Raw genomic sequence first — 22612 nt, 5'->3', positions numbered from 1 at the left:
TTCGTTGCCTGCCTTTTTTCTGAATTAGAATCTCCATATGCCTGATATAGTTTTAACCACTTTAAATGCACGTTATATTCACGCCTCCATCGGACTACGCTCCCTGCTTGCAAACCTCAAGGAACTGGAATCAAAAGCGGAAATTATCGAGTTTACCACCGCGGATCGGCTCCAGGACATCGCTGAAAAAATCCTGGCCCTTCAGCCGCGCATTATAGGCATAGGGGTCTATATATGGAATGTACTTCAGGTTGCACAGCTCACTCAAATTATCAAACTCCTCTCTCCAGAGAGCATCGTCGTGCTTGGTGGTCCGGAAGCCGGCCACCCTCCCTACAGAGTGAATCTGGACGCCGCTGACCATATCATCGTAGGAGAGGGGGAAACCAGTTTTTATCAACTCTGTCGGACCTTATCAGCCCAACCTGGATCAGCGGACAGAATCATTGGCCCAGTCCTTCCAGATATCGACACGCTCCGCCTGCCCTACGACTATTACAGTGAGCAGGACATACAACACCGGACTCTTTATGTAGAGGCCTCTCGAGGCTGCCCGTATACATGTGAGTTTTGCCTGTCCTCCATTGACAAGCAGGTGCGATATTTTGATATAGACAGCTTTCTCAACGCTTTGGAAAGCCTGTGGCAGCGCGGTGCCAGAAATATCAAGTTTATCGACAGAACCTTCAACCTGAATACAGATCGCGTCATCAGGATACTCGACTTCTTTCTCGCTAAAAGCCCTCCTTACCTGGTCCATTTTGAAGTCGTTCCTGATTACTTCCCAGCCCCAATTAAACAACGATTGGCACAGTTTCCGGCGGGCTCGTTGCAACTTGAAGTGGGTATTCAGACCCTGACCCCTTCGGTGGCAGCAGCGATCCACCGTAGGCTGGATATGGTCAAATTACAGGAAAACCTGCACTTTCTCCAGCATCAGACCAACGCCCATCTCCACCTCGATCTTATTGTCGGTCTTCCAGGGGAATCCCTGGAAAGTTTTGCCCGCAATCTCAACACTCTCACCACACTGACCACGGGAGAAATACAGCTCGGTGTCCTCAAAAAACTCTCAGGCACCACCATCAATCGGCATGACCTGGTACACAGCATGGTGTATTCACCTTTGCCGCCTTATGAAATACTGGCCAATGACCTCATCGATTTTCCAGCCATGCAGCAATTTAAACGCTTTGCCCGCTTCTGGGATCTCCTCTACAACAGCGGCAATTTTCGTGGTAGCGTTACCCTCCTCTTGCAGGACACAGATACATACAGTGGCTTTGCTGCCTTTTCCTCCTGGCTCTATCAAAACACGCTCTCAACCTGGCAGATTTCCCTTCGCAGAATGGCTGAACTTCTTTTTCACTTTCTGGTCGAGGAAAAACAGTTGCCCCCTGCAATGGTTGCAGACAGCATTGCAGCAGATATGCAAAAAGTGCAGGGACGCAGGCTCCCCCCCATCATCAGGGAGCACACCACTGTTCCATTACGAAAAAACAAGCAAAAAAGTTCATCAAGTCCGGGTAAACGACAGCAAAAACATCTCTTATAGCTTGTTCAACTCTGCTTGCAAACCATCTGGTTTTGCTTTTTTTCTGCTCGGATGCACCGTTCACATGTACAGCTGCTCAACGGCTGAAGATCACTTTTATGCAGAATGCATTTCTCCGCTACCAATCTAGCCACTTTGTGCTATGCTTTTCTTTGTACTAAATAGAATACTTAATCCGAATTTCTCATGAACTTTTTGATTTTAAACTCAATTAATTGATATTATTGATTCAAAAGCAATTGTACAATTAACAGTCTGTTTTTCGTTTTCAATCAAAAAGATCCCCATTCGGGCTGATAGGTTGGCAGTCCTACCTTTTTCATCATTATAAAGTGTTTTGCGGAGGTTTCCATGCTCCATCACAAGCAATCATTTTTTTGGATAGTATCAGTTCTCGCCTGCTTCTTCTGCTTGCCGGTTGCAGCAGCAGATATTCCCCAGCAACTTGAGCCATGGGTCCCCTGGGTATTGCACGATCAGGACAACAGGTTGTGTACATCCTCGTTTGATGGCGAAAAAAAATTCTGTGTATGGCCTCACCCTCTTCAACTGGAAGTACAGGCCAATGCGGGACATTTTTCGCAGACGTGGGAGATGAAAAAGGCAGGCTGGATTATCCTTCCGGGCCAAACAAAATATTGGCCGCAACAGGTGGTCATCAACAATGAGCCTGCACTGGTGGTTAACCAAGAGGGTATTCCAGCACTGCATGTTGCACAGCCTGGAGTCTATATTATTCAGGGGAATTTCACCTGGACAAGCCCCCCGGAATCAATCAGCATTCCAGCCGGTACCGCTATTGTCGACTTCAAGCTCAACGGCAAAAAGACGCTTGCTGATATAAACAACAACACCCTATGGCTTTCCGGCAGGTCCTCATCACAAAAGATCAAGGGCGAAAATACTGTTCAGACTCAAGTTTACCGGCATATTAACGATACGATTCCGATGGTGATCACCAGTCAAATCGAGGTACAGGTCTCGGGAACGCCCCGTGAAATCCTGATTGACTGGCAGCTTCCTGAAAATCAAATACCGATAAGCCTGCACTGCTCCCTACCGGTGAAAATCGGAACAGACAACCGTATTCACATGCAGGCCCGGCCCGGCAATTATACAATCGTCTATAAGTCACGCCTGCCAGGTCAAGTGGACAGCTTATTGTTTTCCCTTGCACAGGCAGGACCGGAAAGCGAATATTGGAGTTTTGAAGCACACAATCAGCTGCGAATGGTAAAAATAAACAGCCAGGCCGCGGTGGTTGACCCAACCCAGACAACTCTTCCCCAAGCCTGGCACAAATTTCCCTCGTATCTGATAAAAAAAGGGCAATCACTGAACTTTGAAACCTTGAAAAGAGGGGATCCGGAACCGGCCCCCAATCATCTTGCTGTCCATCGCACTCTGTGGCTGGACAGCAATGGTCAAGGGATGACCATCAAGGACGCCCTCTCAGGAACGGTCACCCAGCAACCACGACTTACCATGCAGTCACCAGCCAAGCTCGGTAGGATGGTCATCAATGGAAGAGATCAGTTGATAACCAGGATGACAAAAGACGGGCCCGAAGGGGTCGAGGTAAGGCAGGGTACAATCAACGGCCTGGCAGTAAGCAGGATAGAAAATACAACAACGTTTCCAGCTGGTGGCTGGAGCCAAAGCATACACAAACTTTCAGCTGAGGTCGTCCTCCCTCCTGGTTGGAAATTATTGTATGCATCCGGTGTTGATTCTGCCAAAACATGGATCTCCCAATGGACACTGCTTGATTGCTTTATTGTACTTATCATTGTCATCGCCACGTTCAAGCTACTGGGGGCTGTAAAAGGAACGGTAGCTCTTATTGCCCTGGTTCTCTCCTATCATGACCGTGATGCACCGATATTTATCTGGCTTGGTTTACTCGCCTGCATCGCCATGGGTAGAGCAATGCCGAATACAAAAATTGCAACATCAATACTGCGGCTTAAGCCTGCACTCCTGGTGGGGCTCGTCATCATAATCCTTCCTTACAGTGTCGAACAGCTTCGAATAGGTTTTTTTCCCCAGTTGGAGAAGGTATCTCACCCTTACTCCCCTCCTGTTAAAGAGATGGCATTCGAGACTGCCGCCGACAACGAAAAGAATGCTCTCCCGCAGGCTGCAGGGAGATATGCGGCCAAGGCAAAGCCCAATATTGCACTCTCGTCTGCCGGTCTTCATTATCGGCCCGATCAACAGCTGGAACAACAATACGATGTCCAGTCCAAGGTACAGGCAGGCCCAGGCCTGCCCACCCAAAAATGGCGAGTCATTCGACTGTCCTGGAGCGGACCGGTAGAAAAAGAACTGGAGCTCAACCTGTTGCTCTCCTCTCCCCTGGTTAACCTCCTGCTTATATTAGTAAAAGTTGCTGCTGTTTATCTGCTTGCTTTTTTTATGGCTGAACTGAAAAAAGAGACGATTATTCCATGGAACAAGACGGTATCAAAGGCAAACGCTACCGCTCTGGCCGTGCTGTTTACACTTGCCGCAAGCTCTGTGGAACCAGGATACTGTACAGCGTATCCCAGCCCTGAGTTACTGGAAACCCTTCGCACCAGATTACTGGAGCCGGCTCCCTGTTTCCCGGATTGCGCAGATTTGAGCACTATGGATATAAACCTCCATAGCAATGAAATCACAGTAAAAATACAGGCTAATTGCAGTGCAGATTCGGCTGTAATACTGCCCCAGGGAGAAGGCATCTTCTGGCAAGCGATCACGGTTAACCAGCAATCAACGCCCGCCTTTGCCGATCAGCAGAATGTATGGCTACCGCTTCCCACCGGCCAACAGGAAATACAGCTTTTCGGAAAAGTCAACAGATCGGACATACAAATGTTTCTTCCTGTGCCCCCGCATGTTGTCACTTTTGACGGACAAGGTGAATGGTCGGTTGCCGGACTCGACAACAATAGTGTTCCCGAGGATCGACTTCAGTTTATTAAACAAGAGACACAGGCACAACAAGCCGACTTTGGTACGTCCACCCTGCCGCCGCTTATGCAGGTAGAAAGAATTCTTCACCTTGGCCTGCAGTGGCGCGTTGAAACAATAGTTACCAGGCTCTCCCCGCAGGGAACTGCCGTCTTTCTCTCTCTCCCCCTGCTTGCAGGAGAATCAGTGACAGATGCGGCATATAAAGTGGAAGATAGTGCAATTGCCGTCAATTTTGCTCCCCATGAGCAGCGAAAGACATGGCACTCAGCATTTAATAAACAGACACAGGTTACCTTACAGGCTCCACAGACTACACAGTGGTATGAAATATGGCGAATTAATGCGAGCCCGATCTGGCATGTGGAAACAAATGGCATTTCTCCTATTCATCACCATTCCGAAAAGGGAGTATGGCAACCGGTATGGCATCCCTGGGGAAATGAGCAGCTTATCTTAAACGTCTCCAGACCTGAAGGTATTCCCGGCTCCACCAAGACAATAGAATCAAGTACACTGAAAATCACCCCCGGAATCAGGTCAACCAGCATGCAGCTCGACTTTACCATTCGGTCTACCCGTGGTGATCAGCAACAGATCGTTTTACCCGATGGATCCATTGTCCAGTCAGTCAGTATAAATGGTCGGAAACAACCGGTGAAAAAAGACAACATCGTTGTGATTCCACTGACTCCGGGTACCCAAAAAATAGCCATTGACTGGAGAACGCCAAGCGGTATAAGCGCTCTGTATCAGGTACCGCAAATAGATCTCGGCAACGACAGTGTAAATGCAAATATAGAGATACAAATCGGTAAACGATGGGTCTGGTTCGTCAAAGGACCTAAGATGGGACCAGCTATTCTTTTTTACAGCGAATTGCTGGTTATCCTGCTGGTATCATTCTTTTTGGGCAGGTCAAAGCTGACACCGCTGAAGAGTTATCACTGGATGATTCTGGGGTTTGGTTTATGCCAGAGTGGCCTTGTACCTTGTCTGATTATTGTTGGCTGGTTTATAGCTCTTAAAATACGGCTGGAAAAAGGCAATGCATTGCAAGGCGCTTGGTTTAATCTGGCGCAAATTATGCTCGTCGCACTCACCCTCTTCACCATCGGTGCATTGGTTTTTGCGGTCCGCAACGGCCTACTCGGACATCCTGATATGTTGATTGCCGGGAATAATTCAAGCAGCTTCCTGCTCAGATGGTACCAGGATCGAGTCACAGGAGGCCTCCTTCCACAGCCCATGGTCATTTCCATACCCATGATCGCCTATCGCGTGACCATGCTCGCCTGGGCATTGTGGCTTGCTTTCCACCTTCTGCAATGGGTAAAATGGGGCTGGTCCTGTTTTACCAATGAGCGGTCCTGGACACCAGTACGGATTGCCCGTCGTAAAAAGGTGAGTAAATCGGAAAGTTCCGCCGAATCATAAGATTGCAGGAGAGTTGTGGTGTTACAGAGGAGTTACCACAAAGAATGTTTTTGCTGCCAAGTTATCGGGAACAAACGCGAAGTTGGGCGTGATTAAAACAACACCTTCACCGTGCCTGCCACGCCTGTTCCCAAAAATCAACCTCGCACTGCATGCTGGCAACAAAGGCATTGACGGCTTCCCCTTGTTCCGGAAAATCAGTTTCCAGTGCATAACGATTGAGGCATTCTATCCATTGTGCTGCCATCTCCTGTACCGCCGCATCTGCATACAGGTCCAACCAGAGGCGAAAGGGATGGTCATTCCTTTTTGTTTCCGGCCGCATGGCCAACCGCCTTCCCACCTCGGCATACAAGACGGTACATGGAGTTGCCGCAGCCAATGCGACCAATACGGAAGAATGCTTGACCGCATTGCTTTCTTGATGGATATAAGCTCGGGTAGCAGTTCCCGGAGGCTCTGCTCCCCAGCTCAGCCCCAGTTCACCTAAAAGTTGCTCCTGAATGCCCAACTCCGCCTCTTCAGAAAGGAGGGCTGAATCGATAAACAACTGTTTATCGGTCATTGTTGAAACTCGCTTAGCCAGAATACGGCAGACCTGTACATAATTCTGCAGGTACAGGCCATCCTGGATCAAATAATGCCGAATCTGTGCACTACTTAAGGTACCGCCGGCCAACCCTTGAACAAACGGATGCGTTGCTGCCACCTCCCACTCACCAGCACATGCTGCCAAACAACGCTGATAAAAAGAAGTGATGGGCACAACACCTGACTCCTCCTCTTTTCTTTTAGGTAGTTTCAGGGTTTGACTGCACATACTGCCACATAGTCTCCAGAATCATACCCAGGGACAGGGTCCTGTGGTGTTGTATCGGAAAAACAAGGATGTCGTGTCAGCGTTTGCGCATAGAAAAGATCGGTAAACCCAGCCTTTAATGCGGCATCAATTTTATCCTGAGTCGGCCGCCAGTTAGCCCCACCTGCTAACTCAACCGGATATGGATCGCGGGGCAGTACCCCACGCAACCGGTCATCATTCCAGGTACCATAAGCACCGCCGAGACGATACAGAATCCCGTAAGAGCTTTCCGCCGGTACATCGATAAGCAGCACCCGTCCGCCTGGCTTGAGAATACGGTACGCTTCTCTCACTGCCGCATCCAGGTCGGCAATATATCCAGGCGAACCATTGAACATCACCGTGTCATATAATCCATCCTCGACCGGCATCTGCTCCGCACCTGCTTCGGTAACAGTCATACCACGTTTACGGGCGATCTCCCCCATGGGTGCGGAAGGCTCGACCCCTTCTGTTATGGAAACACCATATTCTGAGAGTAAAAGCTGCTCAAACAGCCCTGTGCCGCAACCAACACTCAGGGTCTTTCCCGGAGAAGTGCCCAACACATGCGCAACCAGCCGCAGCTCTGATTCAAGAATAGCCTGATTTTTCTGAAACCAGGCATCGTATGCATCCGAATAATCGTCAAATGTAATCATGTATTCACTCCTTCCACTTCAAATCAAAAAAATAATGGCTCATTGCAATAGAGCACCCCTTTCATCCAGATGCGTACACACAGGCTGGATAATGATAGTCATGCGATGTTTTCCTGACTGATGGTGCGCAGGCGGGGTATTGCTGAACAGTTACAAAACAGGAAGTTTAACAGAAAGGTTCTCCTCACAGGCACCCCACGGAGTGTCGCGTTGGTCGCTTACCTCTTTCGACGGTCACGATTTCACGCATAGAGAGGCTACCGGAGTCTTCGCGTACCCGCGCAATAGCGCGACTGTCCAAACATGAAGACCCGTGAGCAGATACACAGAAAGAACCGTTAATGAGGTGTTGTGGTGGACATGTTGTCCCCTTCTTCACTTCCTCCTGACAGGTACAAAATGGCTTCATTGGCTAAAATCAAGCCAAAGATACCGGTCAAGGTCGGCAGACTACCAAGGATAACACGTTTTCGTCCACGATTTTCATAGATATTTGCAGGTGGTACGTTTGGATCAGACACGGGTGGCGTGTAGGTAAAAGTAACTTTTTCGGTGGAGAACACGCAGCGAATGCCGGTTTCTATCCCTACACGCCTCAGCCTTTTACGCACCCTTTTCGCAAGCGGACACCCACGGCTTTCGGCAATATCTCCCACAGCAATTTTTCCGGGATCCGTTCGTAAAGCAGCCCCCATGGAGGAAAGAAGAGGGATGCCTCTCTTATATACTTCTGAAAGCAGCTGTATTTTGGGATTAAGACTGTCAATCGCATCAATAACAAGATCCGGAACAGGATCCAAAATAGTGGCAAGCGTTTCCTGATCAGCAAAGACCTCTTGCGCTTCCACCAGGCAATTGGGATTAATGGCACGTACTCTTTCTTCAGCTACCTTGGCTTTGGGTTGATACAGTGTTGATTCCAGAGCAAGAATTTGTCGATTGATATTACTGGGCTGAATGGTATCAAAATCAAATAGACGCAGGCTGCCCACACCGGCCCTGGCAAGCCCTTCTACAGCATAGCCACCAACAGCGCCAAGCCCAATCACAACCACTCTGCTTGATTGCAGCCTTCTGAATCCACTATCGCCGAGAAGCTGCTGCGTGCGTAAAAATCTTTCCATTATCCCAGAGAGATACCTTTAAATCTTCTACGTTTATCTTTTTCAATTGCGCAACCTGATGGTACAGGTCCGCCACCCACATTGGTTCATTGTATGCTCGTTCCCCTTTCGCCATCCATTCAGCCGGCAACTGATCGGGGGAATCGGTTTCGAGCAATATTCTTTCCACCGGTGTCTCAACCAGCACCTTTTTAATTTTTTTTTCATCTCTGCCGAGCAAGCGTGTGGAAAAAGAGATGTAGGCACCAGCCGTAACCAATCTCCGCATGGTCTCAACAGAACCTGAGTAAGAGTGCAGCATAACAGGAGGTGCACTTTCCCCGGCAAACTCTTGCTCAATAATATCGACCACCGGCCCCCAGCTTCTTACACAATGAACGACCAGAGGACGATGGTATTGAAGAGCAAGATCAACCTGCGCCTTAAACAGTGCAACCTGGCGGGTAAAGTCAACCGGACAACGTTTATCAAGCCCTGTTTCTCCCACTCCACAACTCTGCTGCTCAAGCAGCAAACATAAACGTTCTCTCCACCCCTCTGCTACTGAATCTGCATACCAAGGGTGGATACCGATAAAAGGTATAACCCCGGGAATAGTCCCGGCAAGCGCAATTACCTTAGTCCAGTCATCTTCCGAGGTAGCATTACAAAAAAACCGCCCTACTCCTTTTTGTCCAGCTCGAGCAATGACCGATGGCAATTGTGCTTGAAGACGTTGATCCTGCAAGTGTAAATGAGCATCCAGATAACTTACCTCAGTATTTTTGTTGATTTTCTCTGCTGAAGATTTCATTTCAATTGCTTATCCGAAAAAAATAGACTTCATCACTCATTTCCACCCTGCCTCCTCTTGCCGGCAGGTCAACAGTCCTTTCGTATAGAGATAAACAAGCTCACAGCTCAGTCAACATTGGATGCAAATTAAAGCGCGGATTCACGAGCATCTAAAAGCTGCCAATCAGGCGATGGCAAGATGCAACTACGTCTTAGAACAAGACGGCAAGGAAAACGCTCCATCCCATAATCACGGGTTCTTTCAGGAACTGCTTGAGTTGGTAGCGCCGGCAAACACTCCCCACTCATCAGTGGACATGACAATAAAAGAAGAACTCCGGTGCTGTCTGACTTACTGGGATTGGAACCGGCAACCATGCTGTTTCTTTCCACACCCACAGAGAATAGACGGAAACAGGAGCAAAAACGATAGGCACCCTGAAAAACTCTTTTTCAAAGTCCCAGGTGATAATGATACAATAGAAGCGGTAAAATTACGGACACCCTGACGCAGCACTCTCAGGCTCAGTTTATTTTCCCCGCTCTGAAACCGTTTTGCTCGTCCGGAAATAAAAAAACCGGACCACACATTATGATCCGGGGATGCCCTAATAGCCCTCGTATCGAAAGCGTCTTCACGTGCCTAGAAAAGATCACTTCGCACTTCAGGTAGGTCTTCTGACTTCCGGATCATTCTACTCACTGCGCCTTCCCGATATGTATATATCAGTGACATTTATGCAGTTTTCGTCCCCGGTTACAGCGGCGGGCCCGTCTCCGGTTCACACGGAGTTCCCTTTTCATCCATTATGGAACCTGAAATGTAACTGGGTAAGTAAAACAGAATGATCTTTAAGAAGTCAAGCACAATTTGCAAATAACTTCTCATTACTGCTATAGTATTCTATTCTTCCGGTCAGGCTAATTTTCATGGTCACCATTGATTATATTAAGCTGTTGATACATATTTATTTAAAGGCTTATTAGTTGCTACTCACAGGCACCACCATGAGTATTTACGCTTATTATTTTAAACTATTTTATATTTAGCCGCATAATAGTTCTTTGCAGGAGATTGTATATGGAAAATAAAGGGATGCAACAGCTTTCGAGAGCTATTTCCCTGCGTATTGCCTTACCAGCACTCCTTACTATTCTTCTTTTTATCGTCTCTATTTTTCTGGTCATCCTCCCTTCGCTTGAAAAAAACTTCATGGCTGGTAAGCGTGAGATGATCAAGGAACTCGTGGAGACTACCTGGAATGTTCTTGCCACATATCACTCCAGGGAACAGGAGGGCATTCTCACTCGTGAAGAAGCGCAACTTCAAGCGATTGACATTATTCGTCATTTCCGTTATGGCAACAACGCCATGAATTATTTCTGGATTAACGACCTTGATCACCGCTTGGTGGTACACCCGTATCGATCGGATATGGAAGGGGATGACAGCACATCTTTTAAGGATCCTACAGGCAAACGAATATTTATCGAATTTGTCCAAATTGCTCAGCAACAGGGGGCAGGCTATGTGGAATATATGTGGCAATGGCTGGATGAACCGGAAAAAATCTCCCCAAAGCTCTCCTATGTAAAATTATTCGAACCATGGGGATGGGTACTGGGTACAGGAGTTTACCTGGAAGAAGTTCAAGCCCAGGTAGCAAAAATACGCAAACGATTAACCGCTGTCTCTACCCTGTTTCTGGTCGCTGCCATCCTCCTGGCTCTCTACAGTATTCGCCATACCATCTTGGCAGACCGAGTCCGTGTTCGTATCTGGGAGGAGCGACGTCGTCTCATCAAAGATATCGAAAAAAGTAAAGAACGTTACCGCTCACTGGTAGAAACCACAAGCGACTGGATTTGGGAAATCAGCCATACCGGCTACTTTACCTACTCAAGCCCTAACGTGCGAAATATACTCGGTTATAAAGCCGAAAAAATCCTGGGAAAAACCCTTACCGACCTCTGCATTCCGCAAGAAAAACAGCACATAGAGACCACCTTTCAAGAGCTGCTGGTTAAAGAAAAACCATTTTACGGCTTTGAAGTACCCTGCCTGACAGAGGAGGGGAAAAAGGTTGTCATCGAATTCAACGCCATCCCTATCTGTGATATCAGCGACCAAGAAGGTTTCACTGTATTTCGAGGTGTTGCCAGGGATGTAACCGAACGTAAGGCTGTAATGCAACAACTGAAGAACAGTACCGAGAGGTTACGATCAAGTCTGGAGGAGACTGTCAAGTCGCTTGCTTCGGCAGCAGAAAAGCGTGACCCTTATACAGCCGGTCATCAACTCCGGGTTGATGAGCTTGCATGTGCTATTGCCAGGGAATTAAAATTGAGTGATGAACGGCTAGAGGGGCTGCATTTTGCAGCTATCCTTCATGATATCGGAAAAATATCAGTACCGGCTGAGTACCTGGCCAAACCGACAGCTCTTTCCGACCAAGAGCGGGCAGTCATCAAATGCCACCCGGAAGTCGGTTATAAAATTTTAAAAAATATTCAGTTCCCGTGGCCTGTAGCACAAATTGTATATCAGCACCATGAGTTGCTGGATGGTTCCGGCTATCCACGCGGCCTTAAGGATGGCGAGATTCTTCTGGAAGCGAAAATTCTAACCGTAGCCGATGTGGTGGAGGCCATATCCTCCCATCGGCCTTACCGCCCATCGCTTGGCATAGAAAAAGCGCTCGATGAGATACGGGCAGGCCGAGGACTCAAGTACCATACAGCAAGCGTTGACGCCTGTATTCGTCTGATAACACAGAACATAGTGGAGCTGAGCTCTCAAACGTGGTGACAACCTTTATAACGGCTTACAGGCGCATACTTTATCATGCAGCTTTACTTCCGCTTAGCAGGCGGCGAGTATTCACATCCCATTAAACCACAGTACTCGCCTACATATTCCGCTTTAGGTCTATAGAGAGCCGGTTTGCCCTGGGCATCTGCAAACTGCTCCTCGATTATATGTGAGCACCATCCTGCCACCCTGGAAATAGCAAAAATCGGAGTCATCAGGTCTATTGGGATGCCCATCATGTAATAGACGGGAGCACTCATAAAATCAACGTTGGGCAAAATAGTTTTTTTCCCTTTTTGAGCAAACTCAGCAAGGGTTGCTCGCTCAACCTGCTCAGAGATAGCGAACCAATTTGTTCCTGTTTGCTCTCCCAGCCTCTTCCCCATTTTCTTCAAGTACACAGCTCGCGGGTCACCTGTCTTGTAAATTGCGTGCCCAAACCCCATAATCTTATGCCCCTGTGCTATCCACTCTTTCACCCAAGCAGCTATGTCAGGCTCATGCTCCAGGTCAAGCAGCATTTTCATAACCCTGCTATTCGCTCCGCCATGCAAACTTCCCGACAGAGCTCCCAGTCCTGCGGCAACTCCGGCATAGAGAGAAGCCCTTGTAGAAACGACTTCCCTGGCGGCAAACGTTGAAGCATTAAAGGTATGGTCAGCATGCAGTACTAAACAGATGTCCAGATCACGGGCGGTTGCTGCATCCGGTTTTTCCCCCTGCAGCATCCATAAAAAATTAGCTGCATGATCAAGGCTTTGGTCTGGCGGCAGAGGTTCCAGTCCATTTCGAATCCGGTGCCAGGCTGCAGTTATGGTCGGTAATTTAGCAATCAAACCGATAGAACGATCGATATTTTTCTCTCTTTCAAAAGTATCACCGTACTCATCAGCCATGGAGAGCATAGGAACAACGGCCTGTAATATGTCCATAGGTTCCGCATCTGCTGGAAACTGCTTCATGCTCTGATAAACAAACTCAGGAAGCCGGCGAGCTGCTTTGACCCTTTCGACAAACTTCTCCCCCTGCTCAATGGTGGGCAAGGCCCCATAGAGGAGCAGGTACGCTGTTTCCATGTACGAGGAATTGTCAGCAAGATCTTCTATGCGGTAGCCGCGATAAATGAGTACGCCTTTTTCGCCATCGATGAAGCTAATTGCCGAATCGGCAACAGTTACACCCCGCAAACCGATATTTTTCACATGCACTTCGCTACTCATACACCACCTTCTCCTGTTATGGTCTTGACCCACCTGTTAATGGAGGCCACAGTCTCCGTCATGATGCCGGTGTTAATTATAAAGAGAGGCAAGTTACTCTGCTCTCTGTTTTTGTCCAAGAGAATATCTTATAAATAATATAAGTAATTTCAGTGAAATGTAAAATATTTTTTCAGTCTCATAGAGGAAGTGTCCATCACCTCCTTTCCACGGACCAAAGCCCTGTTGCGGACAGCTGGTTCAATAGCAGTCCATAAACCAGCTCACGAACTCCATTTCATCAAAAAAAAAAAAACGGTTTATTGCCAACTACCTGCAATAAACCGTTTCCATCTATTCAATCATTTTCAGGCAGCTTGCGACAGCTCCTCTTTCATAATTGATTTATAAACATATACAGAACGCTTTACGAATACTCAAAGATTTCATAAGTGGTTTCTTCGCCAAGTAAGTCATCAATCTTAGCCTGTAACGCCTGACGCTCAGGAGAGAGTACCCATTCTCGCCAATCATCAGCAGATTGCCACGTGCTGACAACCAAACTTTCTCCGGGTTTATCAAACCGATCAAAAGTTTCTCCTGAAATGTAGCCTTTTCTGTTTGTGGTTAAGGTTCTGAGCTCTCGTAGTAATTTCGAAAGTTCTGGTTGCTTTTCCTCGGACATGTTTCTTCTGATCAATACTTTAACAGCCATTTACACCTCCTCTTTTTAGTGAAAAGGATAGCAGTAGCCCTGCTCAGCAACTTACTGTCCACAAGCTTACTCTTATTATAACACCTTAATTCGTTGAGTCAAATGACCAGGGCAATAAAACTCCATCTTTTTAATCACTTAAAAAAAACAAACAGCCACACAATAATGCAGTGGACAATGGAGAGAAATACAGCAGAAGACCCGAGATCTTTAGCCAGTTTAGACAAAGGATTTCTTTCAGCACCAATCCTGTCTATGGCTGCTTCAACAGCAGTATTTATAACCTCCACAATGAGAATAAGAAAAAGACAACTCACTAAAAGCGCCCTTTCAATGCCGCTTTTACCAAATATAACAGCTATGGGAAAAAGCAGTATACAAAGCATTACCTCCTGACGAAAAGCAGCCTCATGCTTCCAGGCCGTCCTTATTCCGGCAATGGAACAATAAAAAGCCTTTATCACGCGTGAGTAACCGGTGCCGTGTGGTTTGTTCGTTTCGGGTTGTTCAGACATTGTCAAGTATGACTCAGTAATAGTGCTTGATTTGAAGTTCTACTCAGTGTTTGGGTGAACCTGTTTTTTCTCACCTTCAACGCCCTTCGGGATCGGCTATTTTACCGAATTTGATTCGTTACCGAAAGCTTGAAATGTTTTTTATACGTCTGCATCTACGATGCCTCATATCTCCTGCAGGTAGCGAAGACTTTGAGATTACCAATAACCAATTGCAGGATAAAGGTTTTACACTGACAGATCAGTCCATTGTAAAAATGGTCACCTACGGGGTGCAAACTACACAATCTTACTCCGGATGAACATCAATTTTAACAACGGTCAATGACTGCATGCAGGTCATTAAAAAGCTACCCATCAACAGAAGAAATAAATTGCTGCCTCCAGCACCTTGTGGTATTGGTAAAATCATAAAGATCGAATAGTAGGAAAGAGATATGGATCGTGAAACATTTATTCAGTTTAGAGCCAAGCTAGGTAAAACCCAGAAAGCGCTTGCGGCACTTCTTGGAGTGTCATTAAAGGCTGTACAAAGTTATGAGCAAGGCTGGCGTTCAATCCCAATCCATGTGGAACGGCAACTCTATTTCTTAGTAGTTCACCAGCGTAATAATGTACATAATAAGCGTAGGGACTGCTGGGTCCAAAAAAAATGCGATCAGAAAAAAAACTGCCCTGCCTGGGAATTTCAAGCCGGTCATCTTTGTTGGTTTCTCAGCGGTACCCTTTGTGATTGTACAATGGACAAGACATGGAAAGAAAAGATGAGCATTTGTCGTGAATGCGATGTTCTTAAATCCTTGCTCTAGCCTTCACCCGATGATCACAGGCTCCATGGTATGAGTTGAACCGATTATTGCACAGGTTCAGTTTGCACATAACCGCCACCTATCGTGACGGTTCATCTCTCAACACGGTACCTCCACTCCACCAACTGCTTCTCCACTAATCCTGCCACCCAGGTGCATCATTTTTTTCTTTCCTTTGATGCACAAAAGACAAACAGGGTGTCCACAAAAAACACTACACCATGGGCAACAACAAAAAAATAAAAGTCGGCATGGCAATGAGTGGAGGCGTTGATTCTACGGTTGCTGCTGCTCTTCTCCAAGAGCAAGGGTATGCTGTTTACGGTTTTTTCATGCTTCTCCCCGTCCCGGAAATGGAAGCTCAGCAAGAGAGGGTTTCCAGGGTGGCAGAGACACTGCAGATACCGCTCGAGTGTATCGCAATGGAAAACCATTTTACGGAGACTGTCATCCATTATTTCCTCTCGTCGTATCGCCAGGGCCTGACTCCCAACCCATGTATTTTTTGTAACCAATATATCAAATTTGGTTCATTTTTACGCGCAATGCTGGCTGCAGGAATGGAGAAAACCGCTTCTGGTCATTATGCACAGATTAGCGCCAGCCAAGGGCAATCATTGATCGTCAGATCACCCGACCCCTTGAAAGACCAGTCTTACTTCCTCTGTCGGGTCGATTCTCGGCAGCTCGATAGCCATATTTTTCCCCTTGCCCGATGGAGCAAACAACACACCTATCAACGGGCGAAATCCATGGGGTTTGACTTCCAGGGTCAGGAAAGCCAAGATGTCTGTTTTCTTTCTGGTGATCTGCATTCTTTTCTTGCTTCCCGAGGACTCAAAGAACGCCCAGGTAAGATTGTTACCACCAACGGCACCTGCCTCGCCGGCCATCAAGGAATTTGGCGTTACACCATTGGCCAACGTAGAGGGCTCGGAATACCAGATGCAACTCCGTGGTATGTCACCGCCATTGACGCGACAAACAATCAAATTGTGGTCGGCAAAACTGAACAGCTCCTGCACGAAACACTTACCGTCCATTCCCTGCAATGGTTCAGGAAACCAACGCTGTTCCCATGGCAAGGTGCTGTACAGATCCGTTCCCGCCACGCACCTGTCAGGGCGAAGTTGACGTTGGCAGACCGCAAACGTGGTAGAGTCGTTTTTGCTAAACCGCAACGGGCAATCACTCCGGGCCAGTATGCCGCATTTTATGATGGTGACAAGTTGATCGGCAGCGGTATAATAGAGAAATATCAACAATAGAGATCAATAGTTCCCCCTTGTTCATGAAAAAAATCGCCATCACCACCCTTGGCTGCAAAGTCAATCAATTTGAGTCAGCCTCCTTTACCAGCGGATTTCAGGCAGCAGGTTGTACATTGGTGCCTTTTGCGGACAAAGCAGATATATATGTGATCAATACCTGCACCGTAACCGCTAAAGCAGGTCAGCAATCTCGCCAGCTTATTCGCCGTGCCCTGCAGACCAACCCAAAAGCAAGAGTCATTGTTACCGGGTGTTACGTCCAAATGGATCCTGCAACTGTCCTGGACATTGTCGGCGACAAGGGGTGTGTGGTAGGCAATGATTATAAACACCTCATCGTGGACACGGCTCTCAAGGAGACTGCTCCTGACCTGATCGTGCTCATGGGAAAAATCAGCAATCAACAGGATATCTGCGAGTTACCGGTCAAACGCTTTACAGGGCGTACCCGAGCCTATCTACGTGTCCAGGACGGATGCAATAATTTCTGTACCTACTGTATCGTCCCCTACACCAGAGGACCGAGCAGGAGCCTCAAAATTGCGGCAGTTCTTGACCAGGCAGCCGTTTTTCAGGAAGAAGGATATCGGGAATTAGTTATTACCGGTATAAACATAGGTAAGTATGGGATTGATCTTGATGAAGGAGAAAACATCTACTCTTTACTTGACCGTCTCTGTACTCAGTTTCCTGCACTGCGAATTCGATTAAGCTCCATTGAACCCACCGAAGTCAACGATCAATTATTGAATCTGGTGGTGAACCACAACAACTTCATGCCGCATCTCCATATCCCCCTGCAAAGTGGCGATGACAATGTATTACGGCGCATGTACCGCCAATACACGACCACCGCTTTTCAGGAAGCTGTACAGGCTGTCCATACAGCCATCCCACATGCAGCTATCGGCTGTGACATTCTTGGCGGTTTCCCTGGCGAGACCGATTCAGAGGCTGAAAACACCTACCAATTCATACATGATCTACCAATTACCTACCTGCATGTATTCCCCTACTCCAAACGCCAGGGTACTCTGGCAGCTTCTTTCCGCAATCAAATATCCGGACCTGTAAAAAACAAACGCGTCAAACGGTTACGTGAACTGGACGAACAACTGCGAAATAAGTTTCACAAACAACAACTTGGCACTGACTGTCAGGTGCTTGTGGAACGGCGTCATAAAAAGAGTGGTCTTTTACAGGGTTTTTCTGAAAACTATATTCCCTTGCTATTTTCAGGCCCCACTCACCTGATCCACCAGGTGGTACCTGTCAGCTTTACTGAATTTGATCAAAGCCAACCAATCGGCAGGATTGCTGAAGAGGTGCTTGAGGAAAACCAGGTTAACAAGTAAAGTACCCCCTGTTCAAAAAGGGAGACGAAACAGATGATAGGAGAAATAATTGCCATCGGCGACGAGCTGACAACCGGCAGGATTAACAATACAACCAGTGGGTATGCAGCCCAAAAGCTTCATGCAGCCGGCCATGTGATCCGATCCATCCACACCATTGGCGACTCATTTGCGCTCATAGGGCCAACGATAAAGCAGAGTCTTGAACAGGCTGACTTTGTTATCGTTACCGGTGGTCTTGGCTGCACAACTGATGACCTAACCAACCAAGCCGTTATCGAGTCACTCCAGCTCAAAGGAGTAATGCATAGCCGAGTGGTTGCCAATATAGAAAAACGGCTGACAAATATGGATGCCTGCAAGCGAGCTGCTGTACAAAAGCTTGCCTGGCTTCCAGAGAACGCAACCATTCTCGACGAGACCTACCGGATGGCTGGTTACTTGCTGCCCCATGCCGATAAACCTTTGTTTTTTCTGCCCGGTATACCATCCCAGATGGAACATCTCCTCACCGACAAAGTCCTCCCCGCGCTGCAGGAATGGTACCCACAGCCGGGCAAACACGTATGTCAGCAATTGTACCGAACCTTTGGCCTGCCGGAAACCGAAATCAATGCACGCTTGGTCAACCTGGAAGAAACAAAATCCATCCAAATCGGCTATTATCCGGTTGGCTGTGAAGTGCATGTGAGCTTGACGATCACGACAGATAACCAAAAGACCTCCGCAGCACTCTTTACCGCGACTGATGAGGCCATTCGATCATCTCTCGGGACATACCTTTACGCTACAGGTGGGCAGTCCATGGCTGAGACTGTCGGTAATCTTATGCTCAAAAAAGCCGGAAAAGGATTACTCTGCGTTGCCGAATCGTGCACAGGCGGCTTGATTGGCTCCAAATTAACCCAGGTTGCAGGCAGCTCACAATGGTTTGCCGGCGGTGTTATTGCCTATTCCAATGCGCTTAAGGAGACGCTGCTCAATGTTGATCATGCCCTGCTTCATAACTACGGAGCGGTTAGCCCGCAAACAGCAAGAGCCATGGCAGCAAGACTGGCTGCGAAACTGAAATGCAGTACTGCTGTATCGGTAACCGGCATTGCCGGACCAGGAGGCGGGTCCGATGAAAAACCAGTCGGAACTGTGTATGTCGGTCTTTTTCATAACAACAAAGTGAAGGAAACATTATATCACTTCACTGGAACCCGTACTCAGATTCAAGAAAAAACAGCGTACACTGCACTTGATACTGTACGCCGAGCTCTTCTCGAAAATTGAAATAACCACGCTAAGGAGATCCCATGGCTGTGTCCAAGGAAACTGCTGCTGAAGGCAGATTAAAAAGTGTTGATAATGCAATTGTTCAAATACAGCGTCAGTTCGGTAAAGGTTCCATCATGCGCCTTGGATCTGATGAACGGGAAAATATTCCCGCTATCCCCACCGGTGTTCTTTCAATTGATCTTGCGCTGGGAGTAGGAGGATTTCCCCGGGGAAGGATCACAGAAATTTACGGGCCGGAATCATCAGGAAAAACCACCCTTGCCCTCCACGTTATTGCCCAGGCACAAAAACTGGGAGGAAACGCAGCCTTCATTGATGCGGAACATGCTCTGGACACAAGTTATGCTGAGCGTTTAGGTGTCGATGTGGACAACCTTTTGATTTCCCAACCAGACTTCGGCGAACAGGCCCTTGAAATCACCGAAATCCTGATGCGAAGTGGCGGGATTGACGTCATTGTCATAGACTCGGTTGCAGCGCTGGTACCACGTGCAGAAATTGATGGCAATGTGGGTGACCAGCATGTCGGCCTGCAGGCCAGGCTCATGTCCCATGCCATGCGAAAATTTGCAGGCGTTTTGAAAAAAACCAATACCGTCCTCATTTTCATCAACCAGATCAGGATGAAAATTGGTGTCATGTTCGGTAACCCTGAAACAACAACCGGTGGTAATGCCCTTAAATTCTACAGTTCCATCCGGATCGATATAAGAAGGATGACTCAAATCAAGGACGGGCAGGAAGTTATTGGCAATCGGACCAAGGTCAAGGTCGTCAAAAACAAGGTCGCTCCGCCTTTTAAACTTGCTGAGTTTGATATGGTGTATGGAGAAGGAATCTCCAAAGTAGGAGATCTTCTTGATCTCGGAGTTGAACATGGGCTGGTTGATAAAAGCGGTGCCTGGTACTCTTATCAGGACGAACGGATCGGGCAAGGACGAGAAAATGCCAAAAAATTTCTCACAGAGCACCCGGATATGCTCAGGGATATCGATACAAAATTACGCCTTGGTCTTGGTATGGCCCCGCAGAGTGATGAGGCGCAGGAACCGCCGATAGAACCACCCCAAAATTAACATCTTTCTTTCTATGAACTCCTTCTCCCAAAAAGACGCTTTGCTTGCCTATCACGCAAGCAAAGCGTCTTTCTTTTATTGACATCTCTTTTCAACCCTCCCTGGTAGAGGATTCAAGACGGGATTGACACGATCAACTCATGCTTTTTATTCACCGTGTTTGCTTTTCTTTGAAACGAACGAGTGCTGCAAGAATATCACAGGTAGGCGTAGCCACTCCGCTTTTCATTCCCTGTGCAGCCACATAACCAATCAGAGCCTCCACCTCGGTTGGTTTTTCCTGCTCAATATCCTGCAACATTGAAGGCCGGTGATCATAGGTTACAGGAACCAACTTATCATAAAAAATCTCCTTATACACCTCTGCCCCCTGCCAGTGCGTAGCAAATCCCATGGCATCAATAACCATAAAGGTCTCTTCAATCACCCGGTCCATGATCTCCCTGCAATCAACACTGTCAGACAACGCTCCATAATGTACCCCTAATATCGCCCCCAGAGGATTAAGCGCGCAATTATAGAGCAGCTTAGCAAAAAGGTCCTTATGGATATCATCCACGGCACAACAAGGTAGTCCAGCTTTGTTAACCGCCTCTGCAAACCGAACCGCTGTCCCTGGAATATGTCCTTGTCGGCACCCCCCCACATGTACCTCATCGGCTGAGACAGTTATCCTGACAATGCCGGGACGTTCAATCTCAAACCCTGTTATCACCCTTGCTCCCAAACTACGATTGGAGCCGAAAGCAGCTTCGACCTGCTCCATGTTTCCACAACCGTTTTGCATAGAGACAACCGTGCCTTGAAACCCATGGAGGCCGGCAATGTCCTTCACAGCATTTTCCGTGTCATATGCCTTGGTTGTAATGAGGACATACTCATATGGACTCCCGTCCAGACAATTTAGATTCGTCACCAGGTTTAACCTGCCCGGCGCGACCTCGTAGTCGCCGAAGATACCAGTTACCTTCAGTCCATTTGTTTCAAGAATTTTTTGAAAACGCTCTCGCAGCACGAGGTCCACCTCGTGTCCGTCGGTCGCCAACATGCAGCCAATGGCCTGTCCCAAAGCCCCAGCTCCATATATTAAAAATCGCATAAAGAACACTCCTCTCCATCAAATTTGTCCGGCTTTACTTGCTCAAAAAACAAAAGCACCTTAAAATAAATCATCTTTTTTTTGCAAGCTCTCATTGTTCTCTAGCTCAATTAGGTCTTCTTTTGGAAATAATCATTATTGCAGCCATGACGCCCTCCCATGTCATTGGCCACAAAAATTCCATTCCATGGCACATTCCATCTGAGCAGTGTTTTTTCAAGCATGTCACCATGGGATCTCCCATCATCATGGGGCGAAAAACCTTCGAGTCCATTGGCCGCCCATTACCTGGTAGACAAAATATTATCATTACCAGCAAAAAAAAAGGTTTGTCCGCTGGCTGTCTTTTTGTCCCCAGCCTGGAACAGGCATTGTCCTATTGTACACAACACCGCCGTAGTTTCATTATCGGTGGTGCCCAGGTCTACAAAGAAGCCATGGACAAGGCAGACGCACTGTTGATTACGCTTATCGAACAGAACTTTCAAGGGGACACGTTTTTCCCTGATATCCCTTCCAAAAGATTTCAGGTTGTCGGGATGGCCAAATCTATAGGCCCTATTACCTATACAATCATCAAGTACCAAAAAATAAAGTGAGAACCGCCACTGTCCGTCACCTCATCTATGTGTTTGCCCCATACATAGCCTTGACTTCTTTTTCTTTTTGAATATATTAACTCCATGGAAAAACAATGAGCTATAGGTATTCTCTATCTGTTTTTCCCCTCATTAATTTCCTTCAGGGAGGATGTTATGAAGAAAAAAGAACTCCACAAACTACTTGCCGGGCTCAGTGTTGCCGGACTGATCGGTGCAGGAGGTATTTCGGTACCAAATGTACACGCCAGTAGTGGCTGAGGTGCCAAACCTAGCGCCGGGAGCGCTAGCGAAGTAGAAAAGCCTACTGGAGCGAGTGGCTGAGGTGCCAAACCCAGCGCCGGGAGCGCTGAAGAACACGTACAAGATACGGTCGACAAAGCAGTCGACTCCGCCTCAGATGCAGCCAAACAAGAAACAGACAAAGCCATTGATAAGACAAAAGAACAGGTGAAAAAACCTGTTGGCAAAAGCGGCTGAAGCTAAATAAGATACGCGTGCAGGTTGCACGTATTTTTCAAAGGGCA

19 protein-coding genes and 1 riboswitch are annotated in these 22612 nt (G+C 47.5%); of the genes, 11 read left to right on the top strand and 8 right to left on the bottom strand.

Translation table 11 applies throughout. The features are described 5' to 3' along the window. The first annotated feature begins 37 nt into the window (after positions 1-37). Together ACHZCY_RS11690 and ACHZCY_RS11685 are read left to right on the top strand one after the other, a co-directional pair. Entirely contained in the window at positions 38-1555 is a 1518-nt protein-coding gene (locus tag ACHZCY_RS11690) for a B12-binding domain-containing radical SAM protein (RefSeq protein WP_319549012.1), read from the top strand. A 351-nt stretch (positions 1556-1906) separates the two neighbouring features. Next, complete coding sequence (locus tag ACHZCY_RS11685; RefSeq protein ID WP_319549011.1) at positions 1907-5950, top strand: hypothetical protein; 4044 nt, start codon at positions 1907-1909, stop codon at positions 5948-5950. Positions 5951-6056: 106 nt separating this feature from the next. On the opposite strand, the gene ACHZCY_RS11680 is transcribed toward ACHZCY_RS11685, so the two are convergent. The 4 genes from ACHZCY_RS11680 to ACHZCY_RS11665 all read right to left on the bottom strand — a co-directional run bounded on the left by ACHZCY_RS11680 (position 6057) and on the right by ACHZCY_RS11665 (position 9370). Then, positions 6057-6770, bottom strand: a complete 714-nt coding sequence (locus ACHZCY_RS11680) for a TenA family protein (protein ID WP_319549010.1) — start codon at positions 6768-6770, stop codon at positions 6057-6059. Next, on the bottom strand, positions 6752-7453 hold the full coding sequence (locus ACHZCY_RS11675) for a class I SAM-dependent methyltransferase (protein WP_205222431.1): 702 nt from the start codon (positions 7451-7453) through the stop codon (positions 6752-6754). Before ACHZCY_RS11675 ends, ACHZCY_RS11680 begins: the two co-directional genes overlap by 19 nt. 338 nt (positions 7454-7791) lie before the next feature. Beyond that, entirely contained in the window at positions 7792-8577 is a 786-nt protein-coding gene (locus ACHZCY_RS11670) for a tRNA threonylcarbamoyladenosine dehydratase (RefSeq protein WP_319549009.1), read from the bottom strand. Then, on the bottom strand, positions 8537-9370 hold the full coding sequence (locus ACHZCY_RS11665; protein ID WP_319549008.1) for a TatD family hydrolase: 834 nt from the start codon (positions 9368-9370) through the stop codon (positions 8537-8539). Before ACHZCY_RS11665 ends, ACHZCY_RS11670 begins: the two co-directional genes overlap by 41 nt. Positions 9371-9491: 121 nt before the next feature. On the opposite strand from ACHZCY_RS11665, the gene ACHZCY_RS11660 reads away from it, so the two are divergent. Next, positions 9492-9860 carry a hypothetical protein gene (locus ACHZCY_RS11660; RefSeq protein WP_205222428.1) on the top strand — a complete coding sequence of 123 codons (369 nt, stop codon included), beginning with the start codon at positions 9492-9494 and terminating at the stop codon, positions 9858-9860. 142 nt (positions 9861-10002) lie between these two features. Further along, positions 10003-10186, bottom strand: a riboswitch (cobalamin riboswitch). A gap of 246 nt (positions 10187-10432) precedes the next feature. Further along, positions 10433-12160 (top strand): cache domain-containing protein, encoded by a 1728-nt coding sequence (locus tag ACHZCY_RS11655; protein ID WP_319549007.1) that lies wholly within the window; start codon positions 10433-10435, stop codon positions 12158-12160. Between the two features lie 44 nt (positions 12161-12204). Here the strand turns inward: ACHZCY_RS11655 and ACHZCY_RS11650 are convergent, their stop codons facing one another. The 3 genes from ACHZCY_RS11650 to ACHZCY_RS11640 all read right to left on the bottom strand — a co-directional run bounded on the left by ACHZCY_RS11650 (position 12205) and on the right by ACHZCY_RS11640 (position 14592). After that, entirely contained in the window at positions 12205-13383 is a 1179-nt protein-coding gene (locus ACHZCY_RS11650; protein WP_319549006.1) for a citrate/2-methylcitrate synthase, read from the bottom strand. 406 nt (positions 13384-13789) lie between these two features. Beyond that, entirely contained in the window at positions 13790-14077 is a 288-nt protein-coding gene (locus tag ACHZCY_RS11645; protein WP_319549005.1) for an antibiotic biosynthesis monooxygenase family protein, read from the bottom strand. A 134-nt stretch (positions 14078-14211) separates the two neighbouring features. Then, positions 14212-14592 carry a diacylglycerol kinase gene (locus tag ACHZCY_RS11640; protein ID WP_319549004.1) on the bottom strand — a complete coding sequence of 127 codons (381 nt, stop codon included), beginning with the start codon at positions 14590-14592 and terminating at the stop codon, positions 14212-14214. A 437-nt stretch (positions 14593-15029) separates the two neighbouring features. Between ACHZCY_RS11640 and ACHZCY_RS11635 the strand changes: the two genes are divergently transcribed. The 5 genes from ACHZCY_RS11635 (at position 15030) to recA (ending at position 20387) form a co-directional block, all read left to right on the top strand. Then, positions 15030-15401, top strand: a complete 372-nt coding sequence (locus ACHZCY_RS11635; protein WP_205222423.1) for a helix-turn-helix domain-containing protein — start codon at positions 15030-15032, stop codon at positions 15399-15401. Between the two features lie 221 nt (positions 15402-15622). Then, positions 15623-16669: a tRNA 2-thiouridine(34) synthase MnmA gene (gene mnmA, locus ACHZCY_RS11630; RefSeq protein WP_205222422.1), complete on the top strand. Its 1047-nt coding sequence runs from the start codon at positions 15623-15625 to the stop codon at positions 16667-16669. A 23-nt stretch (positions 16670-16692) separates the two neighbouring features. After that, positions 16693-18027 (top strand): tRNA (N(6)-L-threonylcarbamoyladenosine(37)-C(2))-methylthiotransferase MtaB, encoded by a 1335-nt coding sequence (gene mtaB, locus ACHZCY_RS11625; RefSeq protein ID WP_319549003.1) that lies wholly within the window; start codon positions 16693-16695, stop codon positions 18025-18027. Positions 18028-18060: 33 nt separating this feature from the next. Then, the gene (locus ACHZCY_RS11620) at positions 18061-19305 is read left to right on the top strand and encodes a CinA family nicotinamide mononucleotide deamidase-related protein (RefSeq protein WP_205222420.1); all 1245 of its coding nucleotides are present in this window, start codon (positions 18061-18063) and stop codon (positions 19303-19305) included. Between the two features lie 23 nt (positions 19306-19328). Further along, entirely contained in the window at positions 19329-20387 is a 1059-nt protein-coding gene (recA, locus tag ACHZCY_RS11615; protein WP_205222419.1) for a recombinase RecA, read from the top strand. 151 nt (positions 20388-20538) lie between these two features. On the opposite strand, the gene ACHZCY_RS11610 is transcribed toward recA, so the two are convergent. Beyond that, positions 20539-21486, bottom strand: coding sequence for a ketopantoate reductase family protein (locus ACHZCY_RS11610; RefSeq protein ID WP_319549002.1), 948 nt, complete (start codon positions 21484-21486; stop codon positions 20539-20541). A 122-nt stretch (positions 21487-21608) separates the two neighbouring features. Between ACHZCY_RS11610 and ACHZCY_RS11605 the strand changes: the two genes are divergently transcribed. Together ACHZCY_RS11605 and sbtA are read left to right on the top strand one after the other, a co-directional pair. Further along, positions 21609-22085 carry a dihydrofolate reductase gene (locus tag ACHZCY_RS11605; RefSeq protein WP_205222417.1) on the top strand — a complete coding sequence of 159 codons (477 nt, stop codon included), beginning with the start codon at positions 21609-21611 and terminating at the stop codon, positions 22083-22085. 156 nt (positions 22086-22241) lie between these two features. Further along, a complete protein-coding gene (sbtA, locus tag ACHZCY_RS11600; RefSeq protein WP_319549001.1) occupies positions 22242-22565 on the top strand; it encodes an SbtA family thio(seleno)oxazole RiPP natural product precursor in 324 nt (107 codons plus the stop codon). Positions 22566-22612 lie beyond the last annotated feature (47 nt).

The sequence above is a fragment of the Desulfogranum marinum genome (genome assembly GCF_963675105.2).
Lineage (GTDB): Bacteria > Desulfobacterota > Desulfobulbia > Desulfobulbales > Desulfobulbaceae > Desulfogranum > Desulfogranum marinum.
The sequence above is the reverse complement of the archived record's forward strand: the minus strand, read 5'-3'. Positions and strand labels throughout refer to the sequence as shown.

Excerpts from the sequence above, each read along its gene's own strand:
- ACHZCY_RS11690 (WP_319549012.1), top strand. The coding sequence starts at position 38 with ATGCCTGATATAGTTTTAACCACTTTAAATGCACGTTATATTCACGCC.
- ACHZCY_RS11685 (WP_319549011.1), top strand. The coding sequence starts at position 1,907 with ATGCTCCATCACAAGCAATCATTTTTTTGGATAGTATCAGTTCTCGCC.
- ACHZCY_RS11680 (WP_319549010.1), bottom strand. The coding sequence starts at position 6,770 with ATGTGCAGTCAAACCCTGAAACTACCTAAAAGAAAAGAGGAGGAGTCA.
- ACHZCY_RS11675 (WP_205222431.1), bottom strand. The coding sequence starts at position 7,453 with ATGATTACATTTGACGATTATTCGGATGCATACGATGCCTGGTTTCAG.
- ACHZCY_RS11670 (WP_319549009.1), bottom strand. The coding sequence starts at position 8,577 with ATGGAAAGATTTTTACGCACGCAGCAGCTTCTCGGCGATAGTGGATTC.
- ACHZCY_RS11665 (WP_319549008.1), bottom strand. The coding sequence starts at position 9,370 with ATGAAATCTTCAGCAGAGAAAATCAACAAAAATACTGAGGTAAGTTAT.
- ACHZCY_RS11660 (WP_205222428.1), top strand. The coding sequence starts at position 9,492 with ATGCAAATTAAAGCGCGGATTCACGAGCATCTAAAAGCTGCCAATCAG.
- ACHZCY_RS11655 (WP_319549007.1), top strand. The coding sequence starts at position 10,433 with ATGGAAAATAAAGGGATGCAACAGCTTTCGAGAGCTATTTCCCTGCGT.
- ACHZCY_RS11650 (WP_319549006.1), bottom strand. The coding sequence starts at position 13,383 with ATGAGTAGCGAAGTGCATGTGAAAAATATCGGTTTGCGGGGTGTAACT.
- ACHZCY_RS11645 (WP_319549005.1), bottom strand. The coding sequence starts at position 14,077 with ATGGCTGTTAAAGTATTGATCAGAAGAAACATGTCCGAGGAAAAGCAA.
- ACHZCY_RS11640 (WP_319549004.1), bottom strand. The coding sequence starts at position 14,592 with ATGTCTGAACAACCCGAAACGAACAAACCACACGGCACCGGTTACTCA.
- ACHZCY_RS11635 (WP_205222423.1), top strand. The coding sequence starts at position 15,030 with ATGGATCGTGAAACATTTATTCAGTTTAGAGCCAAGCTAGGTAAAACC.
- mnmA (WP_205222422.1), top strand. The coding sequence starts at position 15,623 with ATGGGCAACAACAAAAAAATAAAAGTCGGCATGGCAATGAGTGGAGGC.
- mtaB (WP_319549003.1), top strand. The coding sequence starts at position 16,693 with ATGAAAAAAATCGCCATCACCACCCTTGGCTGCAAAGTCAATCAATTT.
- ACHZCY_RS11620 (WP_205222420.1), top strand. The coding sequence starts at position 18,061 with ATGATAGGAGAAATAATTGCCATCGGCGACGAGCTGACAACCGGCAGG.
- recA (WP_205222419.1), top strand. The coding sequence starts at position 19,329 with ATGGCTGTGTCCAAGGAAACTGCTGCTGAAGGCAGATTAAAAAGTGTT.
- ACHZCY_RS11610 (WP_319549002.1), bottom strand. The coding sequence starts at position 21,486 with ATGCGATTTTTAATATATGGAGCTGGGGCTTTGGGACAGGCCATTGGC.